At 36.2% G+C, this 22,073-nt stretch carries 13 protein-coding genes and 1 pseudogene; 5 read left to right on the forward strand and 9 right to left on the reverse strand.

Features of this window, described 5'->3' with window-relative positions; translation table 11 throughout:
* Positions 1 to 319 precede the first annotated feature (319 nt).
* Positions 320 to 1,408, reverse strand: coding sequence for an MraY family glycosyltransferase (locus ACDX78_RS14860; RefSeq protein WP_486028939.1), 1,089 nt, complete (start codon positions 1,406 to 1,408; stop codon positions 320 to 322).
* Positions 1,409 to 1,733: 325 nt separating this feature from the next.
* On the opposite strand from ACDX78_RS14860, the pseudogene ACDX78_RS14865 reads away from it, so the two are divergent.
* A pseudogene (locus ACDX78_RS14865) lies at positions 1,734 to 2,486 on the forward strand (IS1595 family transposase); the annotation flags it as partial.
* A gap of 72 nt (positions 2,487 to 2,558) precedes the next feature.
* Here the strand turns inward: ACDX78_RS14865 and ACDX78_RS14870 are convergent.
* From ACDX78_RS14870 to ACDX78_RS14885, 4 genes are all read right to left on the reverse strand, one after another.
* Positions 2,559 to 3,128: a DUF6434 domain-containing protein gene (locus ACDX78_RS14870; RefSeq protein ID WP_486028940.1), complete on the reverse strand. Its 570-nt coding sequence runs from the start codon at positions 3,126 to 3,128 to the stop codon at positions 2,559 to 2,561.
* Positions 3,129 to 3,469: 341 nt separating this feature from the next.
* Positions 3,470 to 4,330, reverse strand: coding sequence for a phosphonate ABC transporter, permease protein PhnE (gene phnE / locus ACDX78_RS14875; protein WP_486028941.1), 861 nt, complete (start codon positions 4,328 to 4,330; stop codon positions 3,470 to 3,472).
* Positions 4,308 to 5,123 carry a phosphonate ABC transporter ATP-binding protein gene (phnC, locus tag ACDX78_RS14880; RefSeq protein ID WP_486028942.1) on the reverse strand — a complete coding sequence of 272 codons (816 nt, stop codon included), beginning with the start codon at positions 5,121 to 5,123 and terminating at the stop codon, positions 4,308 to 4,310. Before phnC ends, phnE begins: the two co-directional genes overlap by 23 nt.
* A 13-nt stretch (positions 5,124 to 5,136) precedes the next feature.
* Positions 5,137 to 6,096: a PhnD/SsuA/transferrin family substrate-binding protein gene (locus ACDX78_RS14885; RefSeq protein WP_486028943.1), complete on the reverse strand. Its 960-nt coding sequence runs from the start codon at positions 6,094 to 6,096 to the stop codon at positions 5,137 to 5,139.
* Between the two features lie 524 nt (positions 6,097 to 6,620).
* Here ACDX78_RS14885 and ACDX78_RS14890 point away from each other — a divergent pair.
* Positions 6,621 to 7,613 carry a YheC/YheD family protein gene (locus ACDX78_RS14890; protein ID WP_486028944.1) on the forward strand — a complete coding sequence of 331 codons (993 nt, stop codon included), beginning with the start codon at positions 6,621 to 6,623 and terminating at the stop codon, positions 7,611 to 7,613.
* Positions 7,614 to 7,688: 75 nt separating this feature from the next.
* On the opposite strand, the gene ACDX78_RS14895 is transcribed toward ACDX78_RS14890, so the two are convergent.
* The 4 genes from ACDX78_RS14895 to ACDX78_RS14910 form a co-directional block, all read right to left on the reverse strand.
* Positions 7,689 to 9,146 carry an APC family permease gene (locus ACDX78_RS14895; RefSeq protein ID WP_486028945.1) on the reverse strand — a complete coding sequence of 486 codons (1,458 nt, stop codon included), beginning with the start codon at positions 9,144 to 9,146 and terminating at the stop codon, positions 7,689 to 7,691.
* Between the two features lie 24 nt (positions 9,147 to 9,170).
* A complete protein-coding gene (locus ACDX78_RS14900) occupies positions 9,171 to 10,181 on the reverse strand; it encodes a YheC/YheD family protein (RefSeq protein WP_486028946.1) in 1,011 nt (336 codons plus the stop codon).
* A 257-nt stretch (positions 10,182 to 10,438) separates the two neighbouring features.
* Positions 10,439 to 13,900 carry a peptidoglycan-binding protein gene (locus tag ACDX78_RS14905; RefSeq protein WP_486028947.1) on the reverse strand — a complete coding sequence of 1,154 codons (3,462 nt, stop codon included), beginning with the start codon at positions 13,898 to 13,900 and terminating at the stop codon, positions 10,439 to 10,441.
* Between the two features lie 171 nt (positions 13,901 to 14,071).
* A complete protein-coding gene (locus ACDX78_RS14910; protein ID WP_486028948.1) occupies positions 14,072 to 16,759 on the reverse strand; it encodes an N-acetylmuramoyl-L-alanine amidase in 2,688 nt (895 codons plus the stop codon).
* Between the two features lie 660 nt (positions 16,760 to 17,419).
* Between ACDX78_RS14910 and ACDX78_RS14915 the strand changes: the two genes are divergently transcribed.
* From ACDX78_RS14915 to ACDX78_RS14925, 3 genes are all read left to right on the forward strand, one after another.
* Positions 17,420 to 18,808: a sugar-transfer associated ATP-grasp domain-containing protein gene (locus tag ACDX78_RS14915; protein ID WP_486028949.1), complete on the forward strand. Its 1,389-nt coding sequence runs from the start codon at positions 17,420 to 17,422 to the stop codon at positions 18,806 to 18,808.
* Between the two features lie 154 nt (positions 18,809 to 18,962).
* A complete protein-coding gene (locus tag ACDX78_RS14920; RefSeq protein ID WP_486028950.1) occupies positions 18,963 to 20,249 on the forward strand; it encodes a cyanophycinase in 1,287 nt (428 codons plus the stop codon).
* Positions 20,250 to 20,366: 117 nt separating this feature from the next.
* Positions 20,367 to 22,070, forward strand: coding sequence for a beta-L-arabinofuranosidase domain-containing protein (locus tag ACDX78_RS14925; protein ID WP_486028951.1), 1,704 nt, complete (start codon positions 20,367 to 20,369; stop codon positions 22,068 to 22,070).
* Positions 22,071 to 22,073: the final 3 nt, after the last annotated feature.

Here is a 22,073-nt window from a genome sequence, read left to right on the forward strand (position 1 = left end):
AAATGATACTTTGTAAAATAAAAATATTGATGTGCAACAGCCTACTAAGAGAGGAGTAGCCTTTTTCGGCTACTCCTCTCTTAGTAGGTCCGACCCATGCTCAATAACGCTCCTTTTTCCATAGCAGCTGCGTAGGAGGTGCCTGATCAACGGTTCAAACCAATGCGATAATAAACCTCCTCAAGTTCAACCATAGTGCCGTCCTGCTCATAAGGGATACTTTTATACAGGCAACTGTTTGGGACGATTTACATGATTGCCTCCTACTCTGAATTATACCGCTGACAAACATCTACTCTCTTCAGAAAAACAATTATTTTTATTTTATCCGATCGATTTTCCTAAGACCTATCATTCTATGAAATGCATCGATTAGCGGGCGGCGATTATAAAATGTGACGCCGGCCAGTTCAGCGATCAACTGAATCCCGAGGACAATGATCACCATTGTCACGAGTGAGGACAACAAGGTAGCACTGTTAAAGATAATTGCCATGAAGCCAAAGAATATGCTGAAGCCGTAAATAATTAATACGGACTGTCTGTGCGTGTAACCCATTTTCATTAATTGATAATGAATATGCTTTTTATCCGGGGTGGCAATCCCCTGATTGTTCATCGACCTGCGGATAATTGCCAGGATCGTATCAAAAACCGGAATGGCGATCACAATAATTGGCACGATGAAGCTGAAGAAGGCCACATTTTTAAACAACCCAAGCATCGCAACGATCGAGATGGAATAGCCCAGGAATAAAGCACCCGTGTCGCCCATAAATATGTTGGCAGGATAAAAATTGTGAAATAAGAATCCGATAATGCTTCCGACTAAAATTACCGTCAGATAGACGACGACGATTCGATAATCAATCACTGCCATCACAAGAATACTGGATAATGCGATTGCTGACACGCCCGCGGCAAGCCCGTCCAATCCATCGATTAAATTAATCGCATTGGATGCGGCAAGAATCCAGAAAATCGTTAATGCAATACCAACAAAATCGTTGAAGAATACGGTACCCATAAATGGGATCGTCAGTTTTTCAATAATCAGGCCGGATGAAACTACCGTAACTGCTGCTGCTGTCTGTCCGATCAGTTTATAAGAGGCTCTTAATTCAAATATATCATCAAGCATGCCGGTAATGAGCATGATAAATGCCCCGATAATGATCGCATTCATTTCCGGTGCAGCCGGCTGAAGATAAATAAAGCCCGCGGCCGCTCCGATAAAAATAGCAAGGCCGCCCATGCTTGGTTTTATTCCATTGTGATTTTTTCGTCTATGATCCGGTTTATCTACTGCTTTTAATTTAATCGCCAGCTTGCTGATTAATGGCGTAATGAGTAATGCTGTTGCAGCGGATATAAGAAAGGCAATGACTAATTCCGTTATATTCCACATGGTCACACCTGCTTTTAGTTTAATCGTTAATGTTCTCATCTATTTTACCATATCTCGCGGAAAATAATAGAGGGATTGTTTAATGAATTGGCAGATTGTTATATTTCAAGAATTAACTTATAAACTATTTCCCTTACTGGAGCGGTTGTAATCATATTAGAAGTAGAATAATATAATTCTATCAGTCTTCCAAGTCCAGAAGAAGAAAGAAGTGAGACCCACAGCAGTTCACCCTGTTTTTCTAGGCTGTTTTCGTGTAGATTGTTGCTTTCTTAACCACACTGTTAAAGGGTTGATATAATGGGGTTTAAGGAGGTGTTCAAGTATGTGGAGAGATGTGTATGAAGAGTTCAGCGAACGAACCAAATCAGAGCAAATGGCGTTATTTAATGCTATGAAACAGGAATTATTTCCAGACTAGCCAAATAAGATTAATAAACTACTCAAAAGCATTCGTGAAGCCCGATCTGCTTCTGGTTTAGGGTGCGTTATTGTGGAAGTACATCTGTAAAAAGAAACGGTAAATACCGTTCAAGACAACAACTATCTGTGTAATGATTACGGAAAGTCCTTCAACGATATATACACCATTTTCAGGCTCTTTCTCCCCTGAGAAGTGGAGAAAATACATTGAACTAATGGTCGAAGGTTATACCCTACCAAAAATTGCTGAACGCTTAAAAATTCATATATCAACTGCATTCTATTGGAGACATAAAATCTTGAACGCATTAGGAAGTCTTGGTTTTAATCAACTGCAAGGTATCGTTGAAAGTGACGAGACCTTCTTTCGAGAGTCTATGAAGGGTCTTGAAATCCCATAGAACAGCCAAGAAACGTGGAGAAAGGGAAAGAAAAGAGGGATTTCTAATCTTAAAACAGCAGTTGTCGTGGCACAAGACCGAAATGGTAATATAATTGCTCGGGAAGCAGGAACAAGTCGTGTAAAGGCAGAAGAAATTGATACTGTGATAGGTGAATATATCACTCGTCTGCTTTGTTATGTACAGATACAGCAACTAACTACAAGAAATTCGCCAAACTAAAAGGATTACAACACGAAACAGTTAATGAACGAGTCAAACAAATGCTTGTTTCATCCTGTCGAAAATCAATTCACACCACAGTTGCAATGTTGAGATGTGCTTAACTAATTATTAGACGTATATTTATTGCTTCCAGGGAGTTTTTTGATGTTGTTCCAGGCTTCAATCGCCTCCTCACGACTTTTCCCTTGATTATTGGAGTCGGCAAAAAAATCACGAATAAATTGATTGTATTCAAATTGAGGAGCGATTTTTTTCTTGTACGAAGGGTCTTTCTTTCGTTCTTCTTCTTCATACCAAGCATCTTTAACATCTCGATACGTTTTTCCAATGTTGTTTTTAAAATAGTTTTGGATATAGGTAGAAAAATGAAAATCAGGGATAACTGTCTTGAAAAAGGCTCTTACATTTTGACTACAACGATGGTTTTCTGAAATGACTGTATCAAGACTTAAATCGACCTGTGGCTCCGACTTACTATTCACCTTTGATTTTCTAATTGGCTTTTTTATCTCTCCTGTTTGAAGAATTGTTTGAATTCTATCGGAAATCTCTATTTTTGAACCAGAAGCACTTATTCCACTTTCCCTGCAAAAAGATTGTAATTCTTCTTTCAACCAATAGAAATCTTTAAAACTATCTACACTAATATCTTTTGTTAGATTTGGTCTCATTTTCTACACCTCCATATTTACTTATTTCTATTACAGAACAATTGTTCCTGTTGATCAAAAGTAATCATAATCAAAAACAACAAAGTTTACGAAAACAGCCTTTTTCTAATATTGCATCGCCTTTGCAGCACTGTTCTTACAATTAATCCGGCACATTTTTCACGCACAAGCAGATTCGCTTGAAGCAACTATCCTTCTCGAAACATTATCATTACTATTTTTCTTGTAATAACACATTTGGGAAGTATAGGTATAATGGAATACGGAGATCGTTTAATAAATATTAATGAGATAAGAAAGCATGCAGCGGAAGGGGGTACAAACCGCTGCATGCTCTCTATTTATATAAATTTTGCTCGAATCGTGGAGGATACTTTCTCCACGGCCAGCACGAGTAAAAGGATTAGCAAAATAATCATTAATGCTTCATCAAAATTTCTTAATGACATGGATGTACTAAGTTCTACGCCAATGCCTCCCGCTCCGACAAGACCGAGTATTGTAGCTGAACGGATCGATTTTTCTACAGCGTAAAGACTTGTACCAACCATGGAAGGGATTGCCGGCGGCAGTATAGCACCGGAGATCACCCCAAAATGAGTGGCGCCGGTAGCTTCAAGCGCTTCTTTTGGTCCTCTATCCAATTCCTCAATCCGCTCTGAAAAGAATCTGGCACAAAATCCAATCGTGTCCACGGCGATGGTTAAAATCCCTGCCAATGGACCCAATCCTACCGATATGACAAACAATAAAGCCCAAATCAAATCGGGAATCGTTCGCATAGCGGACACCATCGTTTTGATGACGAGACGAACGGAACGAAATGGGGTCGTATTGGCAGAACTCAAAATCGCCACAGGTACGGAAAGGGCTACACCTATGACCGTTCCCACCAGTGCCATTTCAAACGTTTCAATAATTGCTTCCATTATAGGACCGATCCTATCCGGATTTGGCGGAAAGGCACTTATAACGAAATTCCCAATGTTGCCAGCACCCTGAATGAGTCTGGAAATTGTAATTTCTGCGTTATGTACTCCACTTATTAAAAATGCAAATACGACTACCAGAAGCATCCAGGTACCAATCGAAGGACGTTTCCACCTGGCAGGCATATGACTGTTTTCCGAATACCGGGATGTCGATTCATCCCTTTTTTCCTGTTCTGAATCATGTTTTTTATTGGAAGGTTGAATACTCAATCCCTCCAATCTTTCTTACATTTACTTCTTCGTATTTCTTCTGAGTGGTTTCCAGATCATAGATGGAATTCAAAAATGTTTCATCTATCCCATCTTTATCAGCATCGATAATTTTATTTCCTTCTTTCAAAGCAATGATACGTTTACCATACTCTTTTGCTATTTCCAATTGGTGCAGCACAGCAATGACAGTCAGATTTTTTTCTTCCACAATACTCCATAACAGGTCCATGACTTCTTTCCCTGCTTTAGGATCAAGACTTGCAATCGGCTCATCTGCCAAAATAACTTCCGGCTCCTGCATCAGCATTCGGGCAATAGCAATCCGCTGTTTTTGCCCACCAGACAACTGATCCGCCCGTCTTTTTGCTACATGGACCAATCCGACTCTTTCAACGGCATCCATGGCTTTTTCACGCCATTCACTTGAAGCAAATGAGCTAAAAGTTTGAAATGCAAATGTTGTTTTACCCATAGCCCCAAACAAAACATTTTGAAAAACACTGAGATTGTGGATGAGACCAAAATTCTGGAATACCATTCCTATATTTTTACGTACATTCCGAAGTTCTTTTTTTGAGATAGGATGTAAAGGTCGATCAAAAATATTTACGCTTCCCTTAGTCGGCTTTTCAAAACCGGTGACACAACGGAATAACGTGGATTTTCCCGATCCATTGTGGCCAAGAATAATGACAGATTCACCCTTTTCAATGCGGAAGCTTATATCTTTCAAAGCTTCCGTACCGTTGGGATATACTTTATTTAAATGCTCCACCTGCAAAATCGACATGCGTAACGCTCCTCTATTCTTCCAGATCCAGACCTAAGATTTCATAAGTTTCACGCATTAAATCATAGTCTTCATCCATCACTTCGATGATTGACCCGTCTTCATACTTATCATTATCCTCAGAAGCCAGGATGGCATCCAAAATTTCTTCGTCACTTTCAGACAGAACCCGTTCAAATTCTTCTTTAAAGCTATCCGGCAGCGTCGTCCCTAAAATAAATGGATCCGGGGGTAATGGCGGTCCTTCGTATAACAAATTCCATTCATCTTCTCCATCCAGCTCAACTAATGTATGATAGTGCTTTACGCCGTCTCCCATGGCGTCCACTTCTCCTGCTCGCAATGCTTCCAGAGAGGCATCTCCGAGCAGCTGTATATCGAAATCCTCATCCAGGTCATATCCTTCATCAACCAATATTCCACTTGGCCCAATATGCCCGGAGGTGGAACCACTATCCTTCATGGCAATTGTTTTTCCAACTAAATCATCCAATGTTTCAATCCCGCTGTCTGCATGCGTGATAAATACTGTATAATAATTTTCTCTTTCCAGCCCGCCAACCAGCTCTATCTCCGGATTGGCAATCTTGGATAATATATATTCAGATGGTCCTAAAAGAACCATGTCAACTTGGCCATATTCCAATGCAGTAGAGGATACAGTCCGGTCAGACAAGGAGAACATTTCAAATTCCACTCCCATTAGATCCTCCATTAACGCTGAAAATTCATCAAATCTTCTCGTAAGCTCTTCCATCCCCTCTATTCCAGCCGCTGCAAATTTTACCGTATCCGGCCAATCACTGCGGTCCACGTCTTCTTCTGCCGTTTCCGCATCATCAGAGTCTGCAGTGTTTTCCTCTGCTTCTGCCGTGCTTGAGGCTACATCTGCTCCCTCATCTTCTTCATTACACGCTGTAAGCATGATAATAAGTGCAAATAAAACCATGCCAATGCCTAACCATTTCTTCATCAAATTCCTCCTAAGGACAAATATCCATTCCAGTATAAGTCTAACAAGGGAATGTTTAGATAGTGTTAAGATAGTGTTTAGGTTTTGTAAGGAATCGGGGAGGCTGTTGCTGTCACTTAAAAAAGCTTGTAGAGAGTTGTATTTTCTCTGCAAGCTTAATTTTCCTTTAATTTCTTTTATTTCATAGATCTATCCACCCCATATAAATTCTACTCTAGCCGAAAATTATAATAACTAAGGTGTTTCTATTCAATAAAATGGGGAATATAAAAGAAAAGCTATAGTTTTCATTCACATACCAACAACGTTACACAACTATATAAAAAGCAAGGAGAGAAAAAGTAAGGTGTAGAAAAAGACAATTTAATTATATCTTTGTTGCTAAATATAAGCTGAATTTAATATAATCGAATTTCACAAAAGGTTTGTAATACTACGCATTTAAGTATACTCTGTAAAATTCGAGCAATAAATGTCTTGGTATTAGATATAATAAAATTAACTTATAAAGTGGAGGTAATCCCATGCAAATTGGCTACATGAATAAAAATACCAGTAAAACTACAAAATTACTTGCAAAAGCTTGTAAATACTATGATATTGATTTAATTTATTTCAATGAAAACAACGTTGATCTCGATAAAGAAATTATATATGGAAAGAAATTGGTAAATAATAAATGGGAGACCATCGAAATGAAAGAAATTCCTCCATATATTGATATTCAACCATACTTTTTTAAATTTAAAGATCTGATCAAGTTCTTAAAGAAGAGAAGTAAATTATCAATCAATAAACGACCAGGTTCAAAAATAAAGGTATTTAATAAAATTAAAAGAGAAGGAAGTTTTTCCCACTTACTCATTCCATATGAAATTTATACTGGATACGAAGATGTTATAAGGTTTATCAAGCAACACAAAAATATAATTTTAAAACCCATTTTCGGCTCAAAAGGCAAAGATGTATATAAAATAACTAGAGAAGGACGTAAGTTTTTGGTTGACTATCTAGATGACAAAAGAAAATATAACAAGAGGCAATTTAAGAGCTTTTTAAAAAATAACATAGAAGAAGATAGAACTGTTATACAAAAATATATTATTTCTCGGACCAAGAAAGACGAACCCTTTGATTGCAGAGTCAGACTTGAAAAAAATGGAAAAGGGAAATGGGAAGTGGCTATAATTTTAGTTAGAATTGGAAGTAACAACAAAATTGTATCAAATGTTAAAAGAGGTGGAGGAGTAAGTAAATTACCTTCCTTTTTAAAAGCTAATTTTGAAAATAGAGCTGGACAGATTGAAGAAAATATAAATAAGATTGCTCAAGAATTCCCTCCTAAATTAGAAGAGATACTTGACCAACGATTAGTTTCTTTAGGATTAGATTTAGGTATTAACCAAAGTGGGAAACCTTATTTGTTTGAAGTAGAAACAGGTCCTGGTTTTGAATTTGGCTCAGGGGAAGTTGTTTCATTAAAAGTAGACCACTATAATTACATTAAAAATAATTAGGTGCTAAAGATGCTTAGCTATAAAAAAACTTGTAAAAAAACAGACATTTTCTTTACAAGTTTTTTATTGTTATGTCTAACTATCTTTTCTGAGTCTAACTTCATTACGTCCCAGTATCAAATAATTCAATTCTTCTTTCGGAATGGCATTTAAATCTTTCCTTTTAATGAAATAGAAGATAAGACCAAGCAAAATCCATGCAATTAATGCTATCCTCGATTCCATTACCAGAAATGCAGGTGAGCCCGGAATTAGCAGTAAACCAAGAAATACTACACCTGAAAGCATACCCAAACCGGCAAATACCTTTTTAACCGGGGCTACAACTTTTTTGTTATCCATCCCGCCTGAATCATTCCAGCTAAACATAATAAAGGCTGTATAACATGTGTAAAAATAAGCAATTGTTACCCCAACAGAGGACATGTCCACTACCCAAGTTAATGCTTCTCTTCCAAACCATGGAGCAATCATCGCTACAATTACGGTAAAGATCACACTGATATATGGTGTTTCATGTTTATTATGAAGTTTAGAAAATGCTTGTGGGATAAATTTTGCCCGTGACATTGCAAATAATAGCCTGCTTGTCGATATTATAAACCCATTTAGTCCAGTGAAAATGCCCATTGTGAGGGCAATAACTAATAAAACCAGCCCGGTTGTACCTAACAACTCTTGAATTGCTGCACCTGTTCCCCAAAGATGACCTTCCACAACTAACTCAGTCCAAGGCGCCGCCATAGCTGTTGCTAAAATCATAAGGCAATATAAGAGAGCAGCAAACACAAGCGCAAGAATAATTAAACTAAATGCTTTCTTTGAAGAAAATTTAAACTCCTCCGCTGCCTGTGGAATATTATCAAACCCGACAAAAGCCCAAGGTGCGATAGCAACAATTGACAAAATAGCTGCGAGTGCTGTGGTTTCAGTAGGAAAGCTAGGCTGCACATTACTAAAGTCTGCTTCCGGCTGAGCCCCGGTCATTAAGAAAATAGCTACTACACCACTAACCATAACTATACAAAAAATAAATTGCATTCTTCCCGAAAAGCTGCTTCCTTTAACATTAAAATAGCCAAATAATGCAAGAGCAGCAGTGGCAATAATAATTTCCACAAAATAAACATCCCAACCAGCAATCTGATACATATAAAGGTTTTCCAGGATTGCAGGAAAAATATATTTAAACATAAGTGCAAGGGCTGAAGCATTTAACGCAACAATACATATGTAGCCCAAAGTAAGAAACCAGCCACTGATAAATGCATGTGTACGTCCCAAACTAACAAAGGTATAAGCGAATTCTCCGCCAGATACTGGGAAGGTTTTAATTAAGAATCCATAACTTACAGCAATTACCATCATAAGTGCTGCCCCGAGGAGGAAGCCAACCATAGCGCCCATTGGTCCGGCTGTTGACATCCAATTAACCGGTTGAACAAACGCTCCCCATCCAATGGAGGAACCAAGTGCTATAGCCCATATCCAATGGGGTTTTAGAGTTCTTTTTAGTGTGGTTCTTTGTTCCATTCAAGTGCTCCTTCTCATAATTTATTAAATAAGGTTATCGAGAACATAAGTATAATATTCACTTCTGAGCATTGCAACTTCTGCCTCAAGTGTTTTTGTCGTAGGTGACCCATTTGATTCAAATAAATATAAATGACCATTTTTGTCAATTCCTACATCTAACCCTAAAGACATTATATGTGTAGCTCTTAATTGTTCAATTTTATACGGTAAAGTATCTGCTAATAGTTTTAATTTGTGAATGATTTCTTCATGTTTGTTTTCAAAATTAGCCTGTAAAAACGGTTCAACTTCACTTATTCCCCCACCTTGGTTAACGTTGGAAATTACTTTTTGACCTATACCAATTCTAATAAATATTTTAGCAACTTGCCATTTCCCTTCTCCGTTTTTTTCTAGATGAATTCTGCAATCAAACGGATCACCTTGACTGGTTCTCGATTGTACATGTTTTTGCATAATATAGCCTTTGTTTTTTAAATGATTCTCAAAAAAGATTTTTAGACCCTTCTTAGAAAGTCTCTTTTCTTCTTTTTGATAACCTAGTATATACGAATTTTTATCTTTATATAAGATATAAATGCCCTTACCCCTGCCTCCTTTTAATGGTTTTAAGACAATTTCAGAAAAGTTTCTCGAGAATTCTTTGATATCTTTATACTTTCTGGCTCTTTCTGTTGGAATAACAAGATGAGAAAATTCCGAGTCGTTTTCCAGCTTTTTTTGTAGTTTATTTTTAGGTAATCGGTTGGTGCGATTATCAGATAAAAAAGTTTTCTCAGCTAAATAGTCCGTTATTTTTTTATTTTTTTCTTTAAAGCAACTTGGAAAAATATCAATAAAAGGGGGAATTTCTTTTTGAACACTAATCCATTCGTTATTCACCAGCAGTTTTCCTTTAACTTTTCCTTTTTCTATATCTACATCCTTAGGCCGTATATAAATAAGATCTATACCATGATACTTACATAACTTAGCAGTTAATTTAGCGCTAAAGGTAGGTTTTTTTTGATTTCTCATGTACCCAATTATCATTTATTTAAACATCCTTCCCGATTTAGGTTTTTATTAACAAGAAACAGGAATTTGTATCATATGTATCATATACAAGTGTTTTAATCTATTATTAATTATTATATAGGCGATAACCCTAAATGGAAAGTTTGCACACTTAACTAACACTAACTCCAATTCAGTCAAATAATTTCTGTTAAAGAAGTTTATAATAAAAAAAATCCGAACTAAGATTTAAATTAGTTCGGATTTCTATAACTCTTCCCTATGATTTAACCTTATTTTAAATACTGTGGTATTTCCAAGTAAACATTAAAGATATTCAAGTCTTGATAAAGGTTATACATATTTGTTACTTGTTTGGAAGCCCAGCCAACATCTGTCGCATATTGGTGTGACGCATATCCGTTTTCATCCATTGAAGTCGGATTCCAACGCATTTTGTATAAAGTATTTTGACCAGCTTTGACATAATTATTACCGATAAAGCCGGCACCACCGATAATAGCAGCCTCCGGTGTATACCACCCTTCCTCGTATGCCCGGAATGCACCTCCTTGATGCGCATTCCCGTCAACTGCTCCAATACCGTACATGTTATAAGTAGTCTTTATATCTGTTAAACTACTTCTGTTGCTGGCATTAACCAATACTAGTTTTCCAGATTGATTCTTCCCTACTTCAACTCCATTTGCTAAAACGGATGAACCATGCCCAGTTTCTAGCAGTGCATGAGATAATAAATATACATCATTTACATCATGAGTATTACTGGCATCAATAAATGATTGCCCTCTGCCTTCAAGTATACCTTTACCAGATAGATAATCATTCAGCAAGTCTGCAGAAGCATCACTTGTTCTGGCAAGATCCAGGAATTGGAACCTTTGTCTTTCATCATCTATGAAGTTAGATGGATCAAGATAGTATAATACATCAGCTCTAGCAGCGTCTACCCATGTACCAGGCTGGGTTTCATACTCAATCTGATACCACCCGCCTACTTCACTTATAATATTAACTTGCGAGCCATCTTCCAGTGTTCCTACAATGTTTCCGTTTGTACTAGGTCCGGATCTAACATTAAGTACACTTGCAGTTACTCTCTCGTCCTCATCAATATATGCACCTGAGACATAAGCATATTTTTGATCTGTTTGAGGCGCAGGGTTATTTAATCTCATTTGAATATCAGTTGCTTCAGATAGTGTCAAGTTGTATTGAGTATATCTATTACTTCTTAATAGTTCATCTATTGTGCTTAATGTCACTTCATCAGCTATACCATTTACCTTTAGACCATATAATCGTTGGAATTCTTTTACGTTATGTTCAGTAGAATCTCCGAAATAGTTCGAAGGATTCTCTGGATAATTCCCGATTCCTAACTTTGACAAATTCCTTTTTAGCTCTACGACATGGTCGCCTCTTTCTCCATCTTGAAAAGGAGAGTTAAGAATTTCTTCTATTTTTTCTAATGTAACATCATCTGCTATTCCATTTTCATTTAAACCATAATAACGTTGAAACTCACTGACATTGTATGCAGTGGAATCTCCAAAATAATTGGACGGGCTTTCTGGATAGTTACCGATCCCTAATCTGGTTAGATTTTCTTTTAGTTCAACGACATGGTCACCACGTTCTCCTTCTTGGTGAGAAGAATTAAGAATTTCTTGTATTTTTTCTAAAGTTACATCATCTGCTATTCCATTTTCATTTAAACCATAATAACGTTGAAACTCACTGACATTGTATGCAGTGGAATCTCCAAAATAATTGGACGGGTTTTCTGGATAGTTACCGATCCCTAATCTGGTTAGATTCTCTTTTAGTTCAATGACATGGTCACCACGTTCCCCATCCTGATATGGGGAATTCACATTGTCATCCAGTACAGATAAGGTTTCTTCATCTGCAATACCAGTTATTTCTAATCCATAGTAACGCTGAAATTCTTCTACGTTGTATCGGGTGGAGTCCCCGTAGAAATTAGACGGGTTTTCCGGGTAATTTCCTATGCCGAGTTTGGTCAGATTCTTTTTTAGCTCAACAACATGTTGACCTCTGACTCCTTCATGTGGTACAAGTAAATCTTCTATTTTAGCTAATGTTACATCATCGGCGATTCCATTTACTTTCAGACCATAATAACGCTGGAATTCACTTACATTGTACTCTGTCGAATCACCAAAGTAGTTAGATGGGCTTGACGGGTAATTTCCGATGCCCAATGTTGTTAAATTCTTTTTCAACTCTACAACATGGTCGCCGCGTTCCCCATCCTGATATGGGGAATTCACATTATCACCGAGTACGGATAAGGTTCCTTCATCTGCAATACCAGTTACCTCTAAACCATAATAACGTTGAAATTCCTCCACGTTGTATCGGGTAGAGTCTCCGAAGAAATTAGATGGGTTTTTCGGATAATTTCCAATACCAAGTTTGGTCAGGTTCTTTTTCAACTCTACAACATGTTGACCTCTTGTACCCTCACTAAGCTCAAGGAGCTCCTCTATTTTGGCTAATGTTACATCATCTGCTATTCCATTTTCCTTTAAATCATGTAATCTTTGAAACTCTTTTACATTATGTTCTGTTGAGTCGCCAAAATAATTTGATGGGTTTGATGGATAATTCCCGATGCCCAGTGTTGTTAAATTCTTTTTCAGCTTTACAATATGATCACCGCGTTCTCCATCCTGATAAGAGGAATTTACATTGTCACCCAAAACAGATAAGGTTTCTTCATTTGCAATACCTGTCACTTCTAATCCATAGTAACGCTGAAATTCCTCCACGTTATACTTGGTGGAATCCCCGAAGTAGTTAGATGGATTTTCCGGATAATTTCCAATACCGAGTTTGGTCAGGTTCTTTTTCAGTTCAACAACATGGTCGCCCCTAGTTCCTTCCTCGTATGGAGGCTCATGAAGAAGTTTCAGCTTTTCATCTATTTTAGCTAATGTTACCTGATCTGCAATCCCGTTTTCCTTCAATTCGTGTAAACGTTGGAACTCTTTTACATTATTCTCGGTTGAGTCTCCAAAGTAGTTTGATGGGCTTGACGGGTAATTTCCGATTCCCAGAGCTGTTAAATTCTTTTTCAACTCTACAATATGATCACCGCGTTCTCCATCCTGATAGGAGGAATTCACATTATCAGCCAATACAGATAAGGTTTCTTCATCTGCAATACCAATTACTTCTAATCCATAGTAACGCTGAAACTCCTCCACATTGTACCTGGTGGAGTCCCCGAAGTAGTTAGATGGATTTTCTGGGTAACTTCCTATGCCGAGTTTGGTCAGGTTCTTTTTCAGCTTAACAACATGAGAGCCACTGGTTCCTTCTTCGTATGGTGGTGAATCATCTGCCATTATGGATGTTCGCTTTTTAGAGTCTTGAGGTTCTTCCTTATCCTCATCTTCTGAGTTATTTAAACCCCCAGTCTCTTCATTATTTGTGTCGTTGTTCTCTTCATCCTTGTTAATGTCTTCTGTTGCATTATTTTCATCTTTATTGGATTCAGATATGGTTTCCTCCTGAGTAGCTGTTCCCTTAGATTCAGCTTCATTGGATTCGTCCTCCGTTTGCTCTGTCCCCTCTTCAACTTCTTCCTTCTCCGAACTTTCTTGTTCTGGTTCTTCATTTTCTGCTGCAGTTATTGCTAAAGGGTTTAAGCAAAAAAGAGAAAAAACAATTAAGAATATACCAACTCTAAGTTTTCTTTTCATTTAGTTCACCTCCTTATTTTCTACTATTCTAGTATCGGCTAAAATAACAATCTTTTCAATAGCTTACATAAATATTACAATTGATATAAAGTAACGGATTCATTATCATTAGGAAAATCAACCAAAAAAATGAGCCATCCGAATGATGGCCCACTATAAAATAATTTTCACTTAATTATTTAAACCGAAAGAATGTGCTATAGCTTCTGCAGTTATTCTTCCCAAAAAATCTCTATAACTAGAATCGCTTAACTTCTGATTCTCATCGTAATTATCAATAAACATATACTCTAACAATATTGCAGGCATACTAGTGTTTCGTAATACACTAAAATTAGCGTCCTTTTTTCCTCTATCATTTACATCAATACGATCAATTAAGTAATCATGTATATCCTCTTGCCTCTCTCTGGTTTCACTGGAAACATTTCCATTATGAATATATGTTTCAAATCCTTCAGCCAAACCCATAAAGGCATTTACATGAAAACTGACGAAATAATCAGCTCCCCACTCATTTGCTTGGTTAGCTCTATCTTCAAGCTCAACAAATGTATCATCTGTCCTTGATAATTGAACATCTACTCCAGTATAACTGGACAATAAAACATCTGCTGTTTTAAGGGCAATATCTAATACTACATCTTTTTCATCAAGTCCATATCCTTGGCCACCTGGGTCGTTACCACCATGACCGGGATCAAGGAAAATTTTAACGACATTATTTTGAATAGCTTTATCTAATTCTCTTAATGTTACTTCATCGGCAATTCCATTAATATTTAACCCATATGAACGTTGGAATTCCTTTACATTATATTCTGTTGAGTCTCCAAAATAGTTGGATGGGTTTGTTGGATAGTTACCTATGTCTAATTTAGTAAGTTTCTTTTTCAACTCTACAACATGAGTTCCTCTTTCTCCATCCTGATATGGTGAATTAAGAATTTCTTGTATTTTTTCCAATGTAACTTCATCAGCAATTCCATTTACATTTATTCCATAATAACGTTGAAATGCTTCCACATTATATTTGGTTGAGTCTCCAAAATAGTTAGATGGATTCTCCGGGTAATTGCCTATACCGAGTCTTGTCAGATTCTTTTTCAATTCTACAACATGTTCTCCTCTTTCCCCATCTTTATATGAAGAATCAAGGACTTCTTGTAATTTCACTATGGTTACATCATCTGCGATTCCGTTTACTTTCAAACCATAGTAACGCTGAAATTCGCTTACATTATATGCTGTCGAATCTCCAAAGTAGTTAGATGGATTGGTTGGATAATTACCGATCCCCACTGCTGTTAAATTTTGTTTTAACTCAACAATATGATCGCCGCGTTCGCCATCTTGATACGGAGAATTCACATTGGCTTCCAGTACAGATAAAGTTTCTTCATCTGCAATACCTGTTATTTCTAACCCGTAGTAACGCTGAAATTCCTCCACATTGTATCTGGTGGAATCTCCAAAGAAATTAGATGGGTTGTCCGGATAATTTCCAATACCAAGTTTAGTCAGGTTCTTTTTTAGCTCTACAACATGTTGACCTCTGGCACCCTCCCCAAGCTCAAGAAGCTCTTCTATTTTGGCTAATGTTACATCATCTGCGATTCCATTTTCCTTTAAATCATGTAATCTCTGAAATTCTTTTACATTATTTTCTGTTGAGTCACCAAAATAGTTGGATGGGCTTGATGGATAATTTCCAATTCCCATTGTTGTTAAATTCTGTTTCAGCTCAACAATATGGTCACCGCGTTCTCCATCCTGATATGGAGAGTTAACATTGGCGTCTAGTACAGATAAGGTTTCTTCATCTGCAACACCTGTCACTTCTAATCCGTAGTAGCGCTGAAATTTCTCCACATTGTATTTGGTGGAGTCTCCGAAGAAATCAGATGGGTTGTCTGGGTAATTTCCAATACCAAGTTTAGTCAGGTTCTTTTTCAATTCTACAACATGGTCGCCCCTGCTTCCTTCTCCGTATGGAGGTTCATGAAGAAGTTCCAACTGTTCATCTATTATGGCTAATGTTACATCATCTGCGATTCCATTTTCCTTTAATCCGTGTGAACGCTGGAATGCTTTTACATTATTCTCTGTAGAATCTCCAAAGTAATTAGACGGGCTCGATGGATAATTCCCGATACCTAGTGTTGTTAAATTTTGTTTTAATTCAACAACATGGTCGCCGCTTTCGCCATCCTTATATGGAGAATTCACATTGTCTTCCAATACAGATAAGGTTTCTTCATCTGCAATACCTGTCACTTCTAACCCGTAGTAACGCTGAAATTCTTCCACATTGTATTTGGTGGAGTCTCCGAAGAAATCAGATGGGTTTTCCGGATAATTTCCAATACCAAGTTTTGTCAGGTTCTTTTTCAGTTCTACAACATGGTCGCCCCTGCTTCCTTCCTCGTAGAGTGGTGAATCATCATCAGCCGCCTGTATGGATACTTCGTCCTCTGACTCAATAGAGTCTTGAGGTTCTTCCCGTTCCTCATCTTCTATGTTTTTTACATCATCGGAGGCTTCATCTTTTGTCTCGTTGTTTTCTTGATTCTTATTGCTGTCTTCTGTTTCGTTATTTTCTTTTTGTCCCGTTTCGGCATCGTTTGCTTCATCTATTACTTCTTCTTCCTTGGCTTCAGGTTCCTCCTGAGTAGCTGATTCCTCAGATTCAACTTCATTGGATTCTTCCTCCGTTTGCTTTGTCCCCTCTTCAACTTCTTCCTTCTCCGAACTTTCTTGTTCTGGTTCTTCATTTTCTGCTGCGGTTATTGTTAAAGGGGTTAAGCAAAAAAGAGAAAAAGCAATCAATAATATACCAACTCTAAGTTTTCTTTGCATTTAGTTCACCTCCTTATTTTCTACTACTCTAGTATCGGACAAAATGATATTCATTTCAACATAAATTATTTGTTATATAAGGATTTTTTCCTTATTCAACATTTATGAGTCTTACGCATTTCTGTCAATAAAAAAACTAAACTAGTAAAGTTTTTAATTTAAGAAATTTATGGCATCTTTAATAAGCTCAATAATAGTGATTGTGATTGTACTGATAATTTACCTTTAGATAGTTCCTTTTGTCATTTCAAGTATAAAAGATACGATTTTAAACAGCATAAGATTACGAGGAATTTACGAAAGATATAAATTAATCAAATTTTATAATGTAAATTGATACAAGAAAAATTAAAGCCTAGCCCCACTCGAAGACCGGAACTAGCCTTTCCTTTTTCCAATGTCTACTAGACAGGGCGCACTCCTCTCAGCATCTCCGTAGTTATCTATTGTTTATTCAAATTGAATTATCCTTTCTATTTTATATAATTGATTAGAGTAATTAGTTACTTTTATTCTCAGCTCATTTTTTCATGTTTGGCTCGCTTCCCATAGTTTTTCATAGTATTATTAGAATCAAAAGCAATATTTTAACGTCTAAAATTGCATGTTAAATATAAGGTACTTAATCGAAATACAATTCTCATTTGGAGGTTAATATAATTGAAGGAAAAGCAACTTTACCAAGATCTAGGATTTAAAACAAAATCAAAACATTTCAAACGATATCTAAATGCTGGTTTATTAAATGATATTGATAAACCTTATATAGAAGAAACCCAACGTTATTGGCAAAATCATTATGGCCAAATGATTGAGCCTTCTTTAAATATGGCATTTATGAACCTAACCGGTAAAAAAGGCACAAAAATTATTCCTGGAACAGTAATGTGGGACGAAATTATTCCCTTTTTCAATGACTTAAGTATAACACCTGGATATAGAGACAAAAATATTTATGACATTTTAATGAAAACTCCTCGTTCAGTGAGTACAGTTTTAAAGTGTGTTAGGAAACATTATTTTGATTCATCAAACAGTAATATAGATGAATTAAATGCCAAAGAAAAGCTGTTAGCTTATAAATCATTAATCATTAAACCAAGCAACAATAATAACGGAGTTGGCATTGAAAAACTCATAATTAAAAATAACCAGATATTATTGAATGGCCAAGTGGTTACAATTAATGATTTAGCTAATATTTATGATTCAAATTTTATTGTTCAGGAAGTAATAAAACAACATTCAATTATGGCAGCTCCGCATCCTTCATCGGTTAATTCCCTCAGAATGGTAACATTTAGATGGAAAGGCAACATACATCACCTTTTAACATTTGCACGATTTGGAGCAAATAATGATGTTAAAGATAATGCGGGTACTGGTGGCGTCTGTCTAGGCGTAACTGATACAGGATGTTTTTTAGACTTAGCAATAGATGAAAAGACACAAACCTATACACATCATCCTACGACCAATTTCTGTTTTGCTGAACTTGATCAAATACCTAACTTCGAAGAATTCAAAGATTTTGTTATTACATCTCATAAAGATATTATCCATCATGATTTTATATCTTGGGATGTAGCAGTAGGTGAGGATGGTCGCCCTATTTTTATTGAAGCTAACTTTGCAGGAGCTACTTGGCTGTATCAATTAGCAGCCCAGAAACCTATTTTTGGTGAACTAACAGATGAAGTCCTTCATTATGTAGCCAATGAAAAAGAAAGAATTTCTTTTTCATACATACAACAACTAAAAAATAGAGATAAAGCAATTAAAAGACAAGATAAAAAAATAGTAAAGATGGAAGAAGAAGTTAGTAATTATAATAGTGCTGAAATAATTTTAAGGAAAAAATTAAGCAAAATAAAAAAGAAAAACAAAAAACTTGAGCATTCATTGAAAGATAACGAAAAAAAATTAGAAGAGATAAATATGCAATACAATAATTTGAAGAATTCCAAGACATTTAGATACACACAACCTGTACGAACTATCATTAGTAAATTTAAAAATAAAAAAGGTAAACCAAGAAGTTCTGAGTGAGTATAATAAAGGGCAAAAAAGCACTTATCATTGTCTATTAGTTCTTAAAAAACAGAAAAGATCACACTTAATACTTTCATTAATCAACATTCAAAGTATTATATACTATTATGAAAGTGTATTGTAAATTATTATGATGGGAGAGTTTATAGTATTGTTAACTTCCACAAATTCTTTTGGAGCAACGGAGGCAGCAACAAATCCAAATCAAGGTAGTAGCTTAGTTTTAATTGGAGGCAAATTGGGAATCGGCGAACATGCACAGAAGATATATAAAAAGATAGTTGAATTGGCTGGAGGAAAAGAAGGAAAAATTGGAGTGATTACTTCAGCTCGTACTCCATATGATTGGGACTGTGAAAAAAAAGGAGACTCGACAGATGGAGGTTGTAACGATCCGAAGGCAGGTAACAGTAAAACAGTTGCAAATAATTATATTGAACTCTTAAATAAGTACGGAATCCATGCTGAATGGATACCAGTTGACTTAGCAAATGTAGAAATAGCAGATAATGAAAAATGGGCTCATCGTATAGCAAAAGGGGAATTCAGTGGTTTCTTTTTTGGAGGCGGTAAACAATACCAATACATAGAATCGTTTTATCGGGAAAATGATGAAGGGGAAAGTACTGATAGTGTAGTGCTAGAGGCGATTCGAGATCAATTTACATCAGCGGGAACGATGATTGCTGGAACTTCAGCAGGAGCAGCAGTTCAATCTTTAGATGATATGATTATAGGTGGCTCAAGTGACCGAGCTATCGTTGAAGGAGCTCAGAAAGACTACCAATCTGATTCATCTGTTCTCACATACATAGAAGAAGGAGGTTTTGGTTTTTTCAACTATGGGATTGTGGATTCTCATTTCTCGGAAAGAGGTCGTGAAGGACGTGCTATTCGATTAGCTTCCGATACAGGAAATGACATGGTATTTGGTTTAGATGAGACTACTGCCCTCGTTGTTACAGATGCGCATAAACCACAGGCAATGATGGAGATAATTGGTAAAAGCGGCGTGCAAATACTTGACCTGAGTCAAGCTATAACAGAAGAAGATGATCAAGGGTTGTGGGCTATAGAAAATGTTCAAGGAACTTATTTAACTGAAGGTGACCGGTATATACCACAAACCGACAAAGTGATTTTTCATTCTAACAAAGAAAATATTAGTAATAAGGAAGATCTTAGTGGCAATTTAATCCTTTCTAAAGACATATTTAGCTCTGCCAAACGTGTAAAAAATGAATTTATTAATACAGCTTGTCATCTTGTCGATACATTTAAATTGGATATGGCCTACGGATATACACGAACTTCAGTACCTCAATACGAGGTGGTTTTCAGTAAGTCTGAACATACCCAAGCCCACTTTGTTAATGAAGATGGCAAACGAAAGATTTCTTATACTGGTTTACAAATAGATTTGCACTATGCATATTAAAGATATTTTAGCCTTGTTGCTCACATCACTTTTCTTATTTTCAATTGAGCTTCATAAAAAAACTATATTATGGTATCTTTAATAAGAATATATTGATGAAATGAAGGAGTTTTTCTAATGCAAAAAATCATGGATGACTTATATGATGTAATCATAAATAATAAAGAAACTATTTCCAATTTCAAATTAGATAGAAAGAAGTATTATACAAACGACAACGGTGAGCTTGTAGTATTTATATCAATTGATAACGGCTATACACGATCCTACGTTGTCATGGGTAAAGGTAAAAACTTGAAGGATGCAGTAGAGAAAGCTGTTAATGATTATAAAAATAATACTAATGTCAATTTCAAACCAGTCTCAGTAAAATTGGATGTTGTTACAAAAGTACTTCCCATTTTAAAAGGAAACAGTAGAATTAATATAAGAAGAGATGAAGTGAAATATCGTCGTGGTGAGGATGGGCTATTATTGTCTGAGGACTTCTCTGCTGCATTTTTACCAGAAGAAGTTGAAGCCTACAAAATGATTCAAAAAAGATTAATTCAGCCGGAAAAAGTTTTTGATGCATTTGAGAAACATTTCTTATTAGACGATCAAAAAATAGTGAAGAAGTTCCTTACTGCTCAGTTCATGGATTTATATAAGTTTAGAACTGATTCATGGTATATCGATGAAAATGGATATTTACCACTCTTCAGAGGCCATAGAATATATAATGACTTAAGCGAAAAGAACTTATTGGATGCTATTGAATTAACAAAAGACAATTATTTTAAACAAAGTGTGAATCCAAAAGGTAAATTTGCGTATATATACAATCCTGAGGATAGCACTGTTCCGAGTAAATATAATATATTAAGACATGCAGGTACTACTTACTCAATGCTTGAAACTTATGAATTAATGCCAGATGAAGGTTTAATGAGAGCAATAGAAAGAGCCATTAAATATTTAATGACAAAAGTAGAAAATACAGAAATAAATGGAAAAAAGGCCCAAGTAATTGTCGAAAAGGATGCAGCTAAATTAGGCGGGAATGGACTTGCTATTGTAGCACTGGCAAAGTATACACAACTTACGGGTGATGAGCAATATATTCCACTAATGCAAAACATGGCAACTTGGATGGGAGAACTTCAAGACGATAGTGGTAAATTCGCTATTCACAAGCAGATTTTCTCTACAGGTGAAGATTCTGGTTTTGTCTCTCACTATTATCCAGGAGAAGCTATTTTAGCACTATGCAGGCTATATCAAATAGATAAGAATGAGAAATGGTTAGACTTAGCTGAGAATGAAGCCAACTACTTAATAAATGTAAGAGATGTAAATGAAGATTTGGATAGTATTGCACATGACCACTGGCTTCTTTATGCTCTAAATGACCTTTACCGGGAAAGGCCAAAAGAAATGTATTTAAAACACTCGTTTTTCATATGTGAAGCGATCCTTAAAATTCATCGCCTTGATCCGAACAAATATAATCAAGAATGGCTGGGATCATTTGGTTCCCACGAAAAAGCACCTTCTACTCCCACAGCATGTAGAAGTGAAGGTTTAGGAGCTGCTTACAGATTGGCTCAGGATCATAATCATACTAAAGAAGCTGAACAGTATAAAAATGCAATGAGAGAAGCTATCAAGTTTCAATTACAAATGCATTTAAAACCTGAATCTGTGATGTATTATAGGAATAAAAAGTTTTGTTTAGGTGCTGTCCATCAAGGTTTGACAAACTATGAACTTAGAAATGATTATACACAACATAATATTTCAAGCTTTATTTCATATTACAATATATTAACTAAATATTGATTT

The organism is Virgibacillus oceani (genome assembly GCF_041521345.1).
Classification (GTDB): domain Bacteria; phylum Bacillota; class Bacilli; order Bacillales; family Amphibacillaceae; genus Virgibacillus_N; species Virgibacillus_N oceani_A.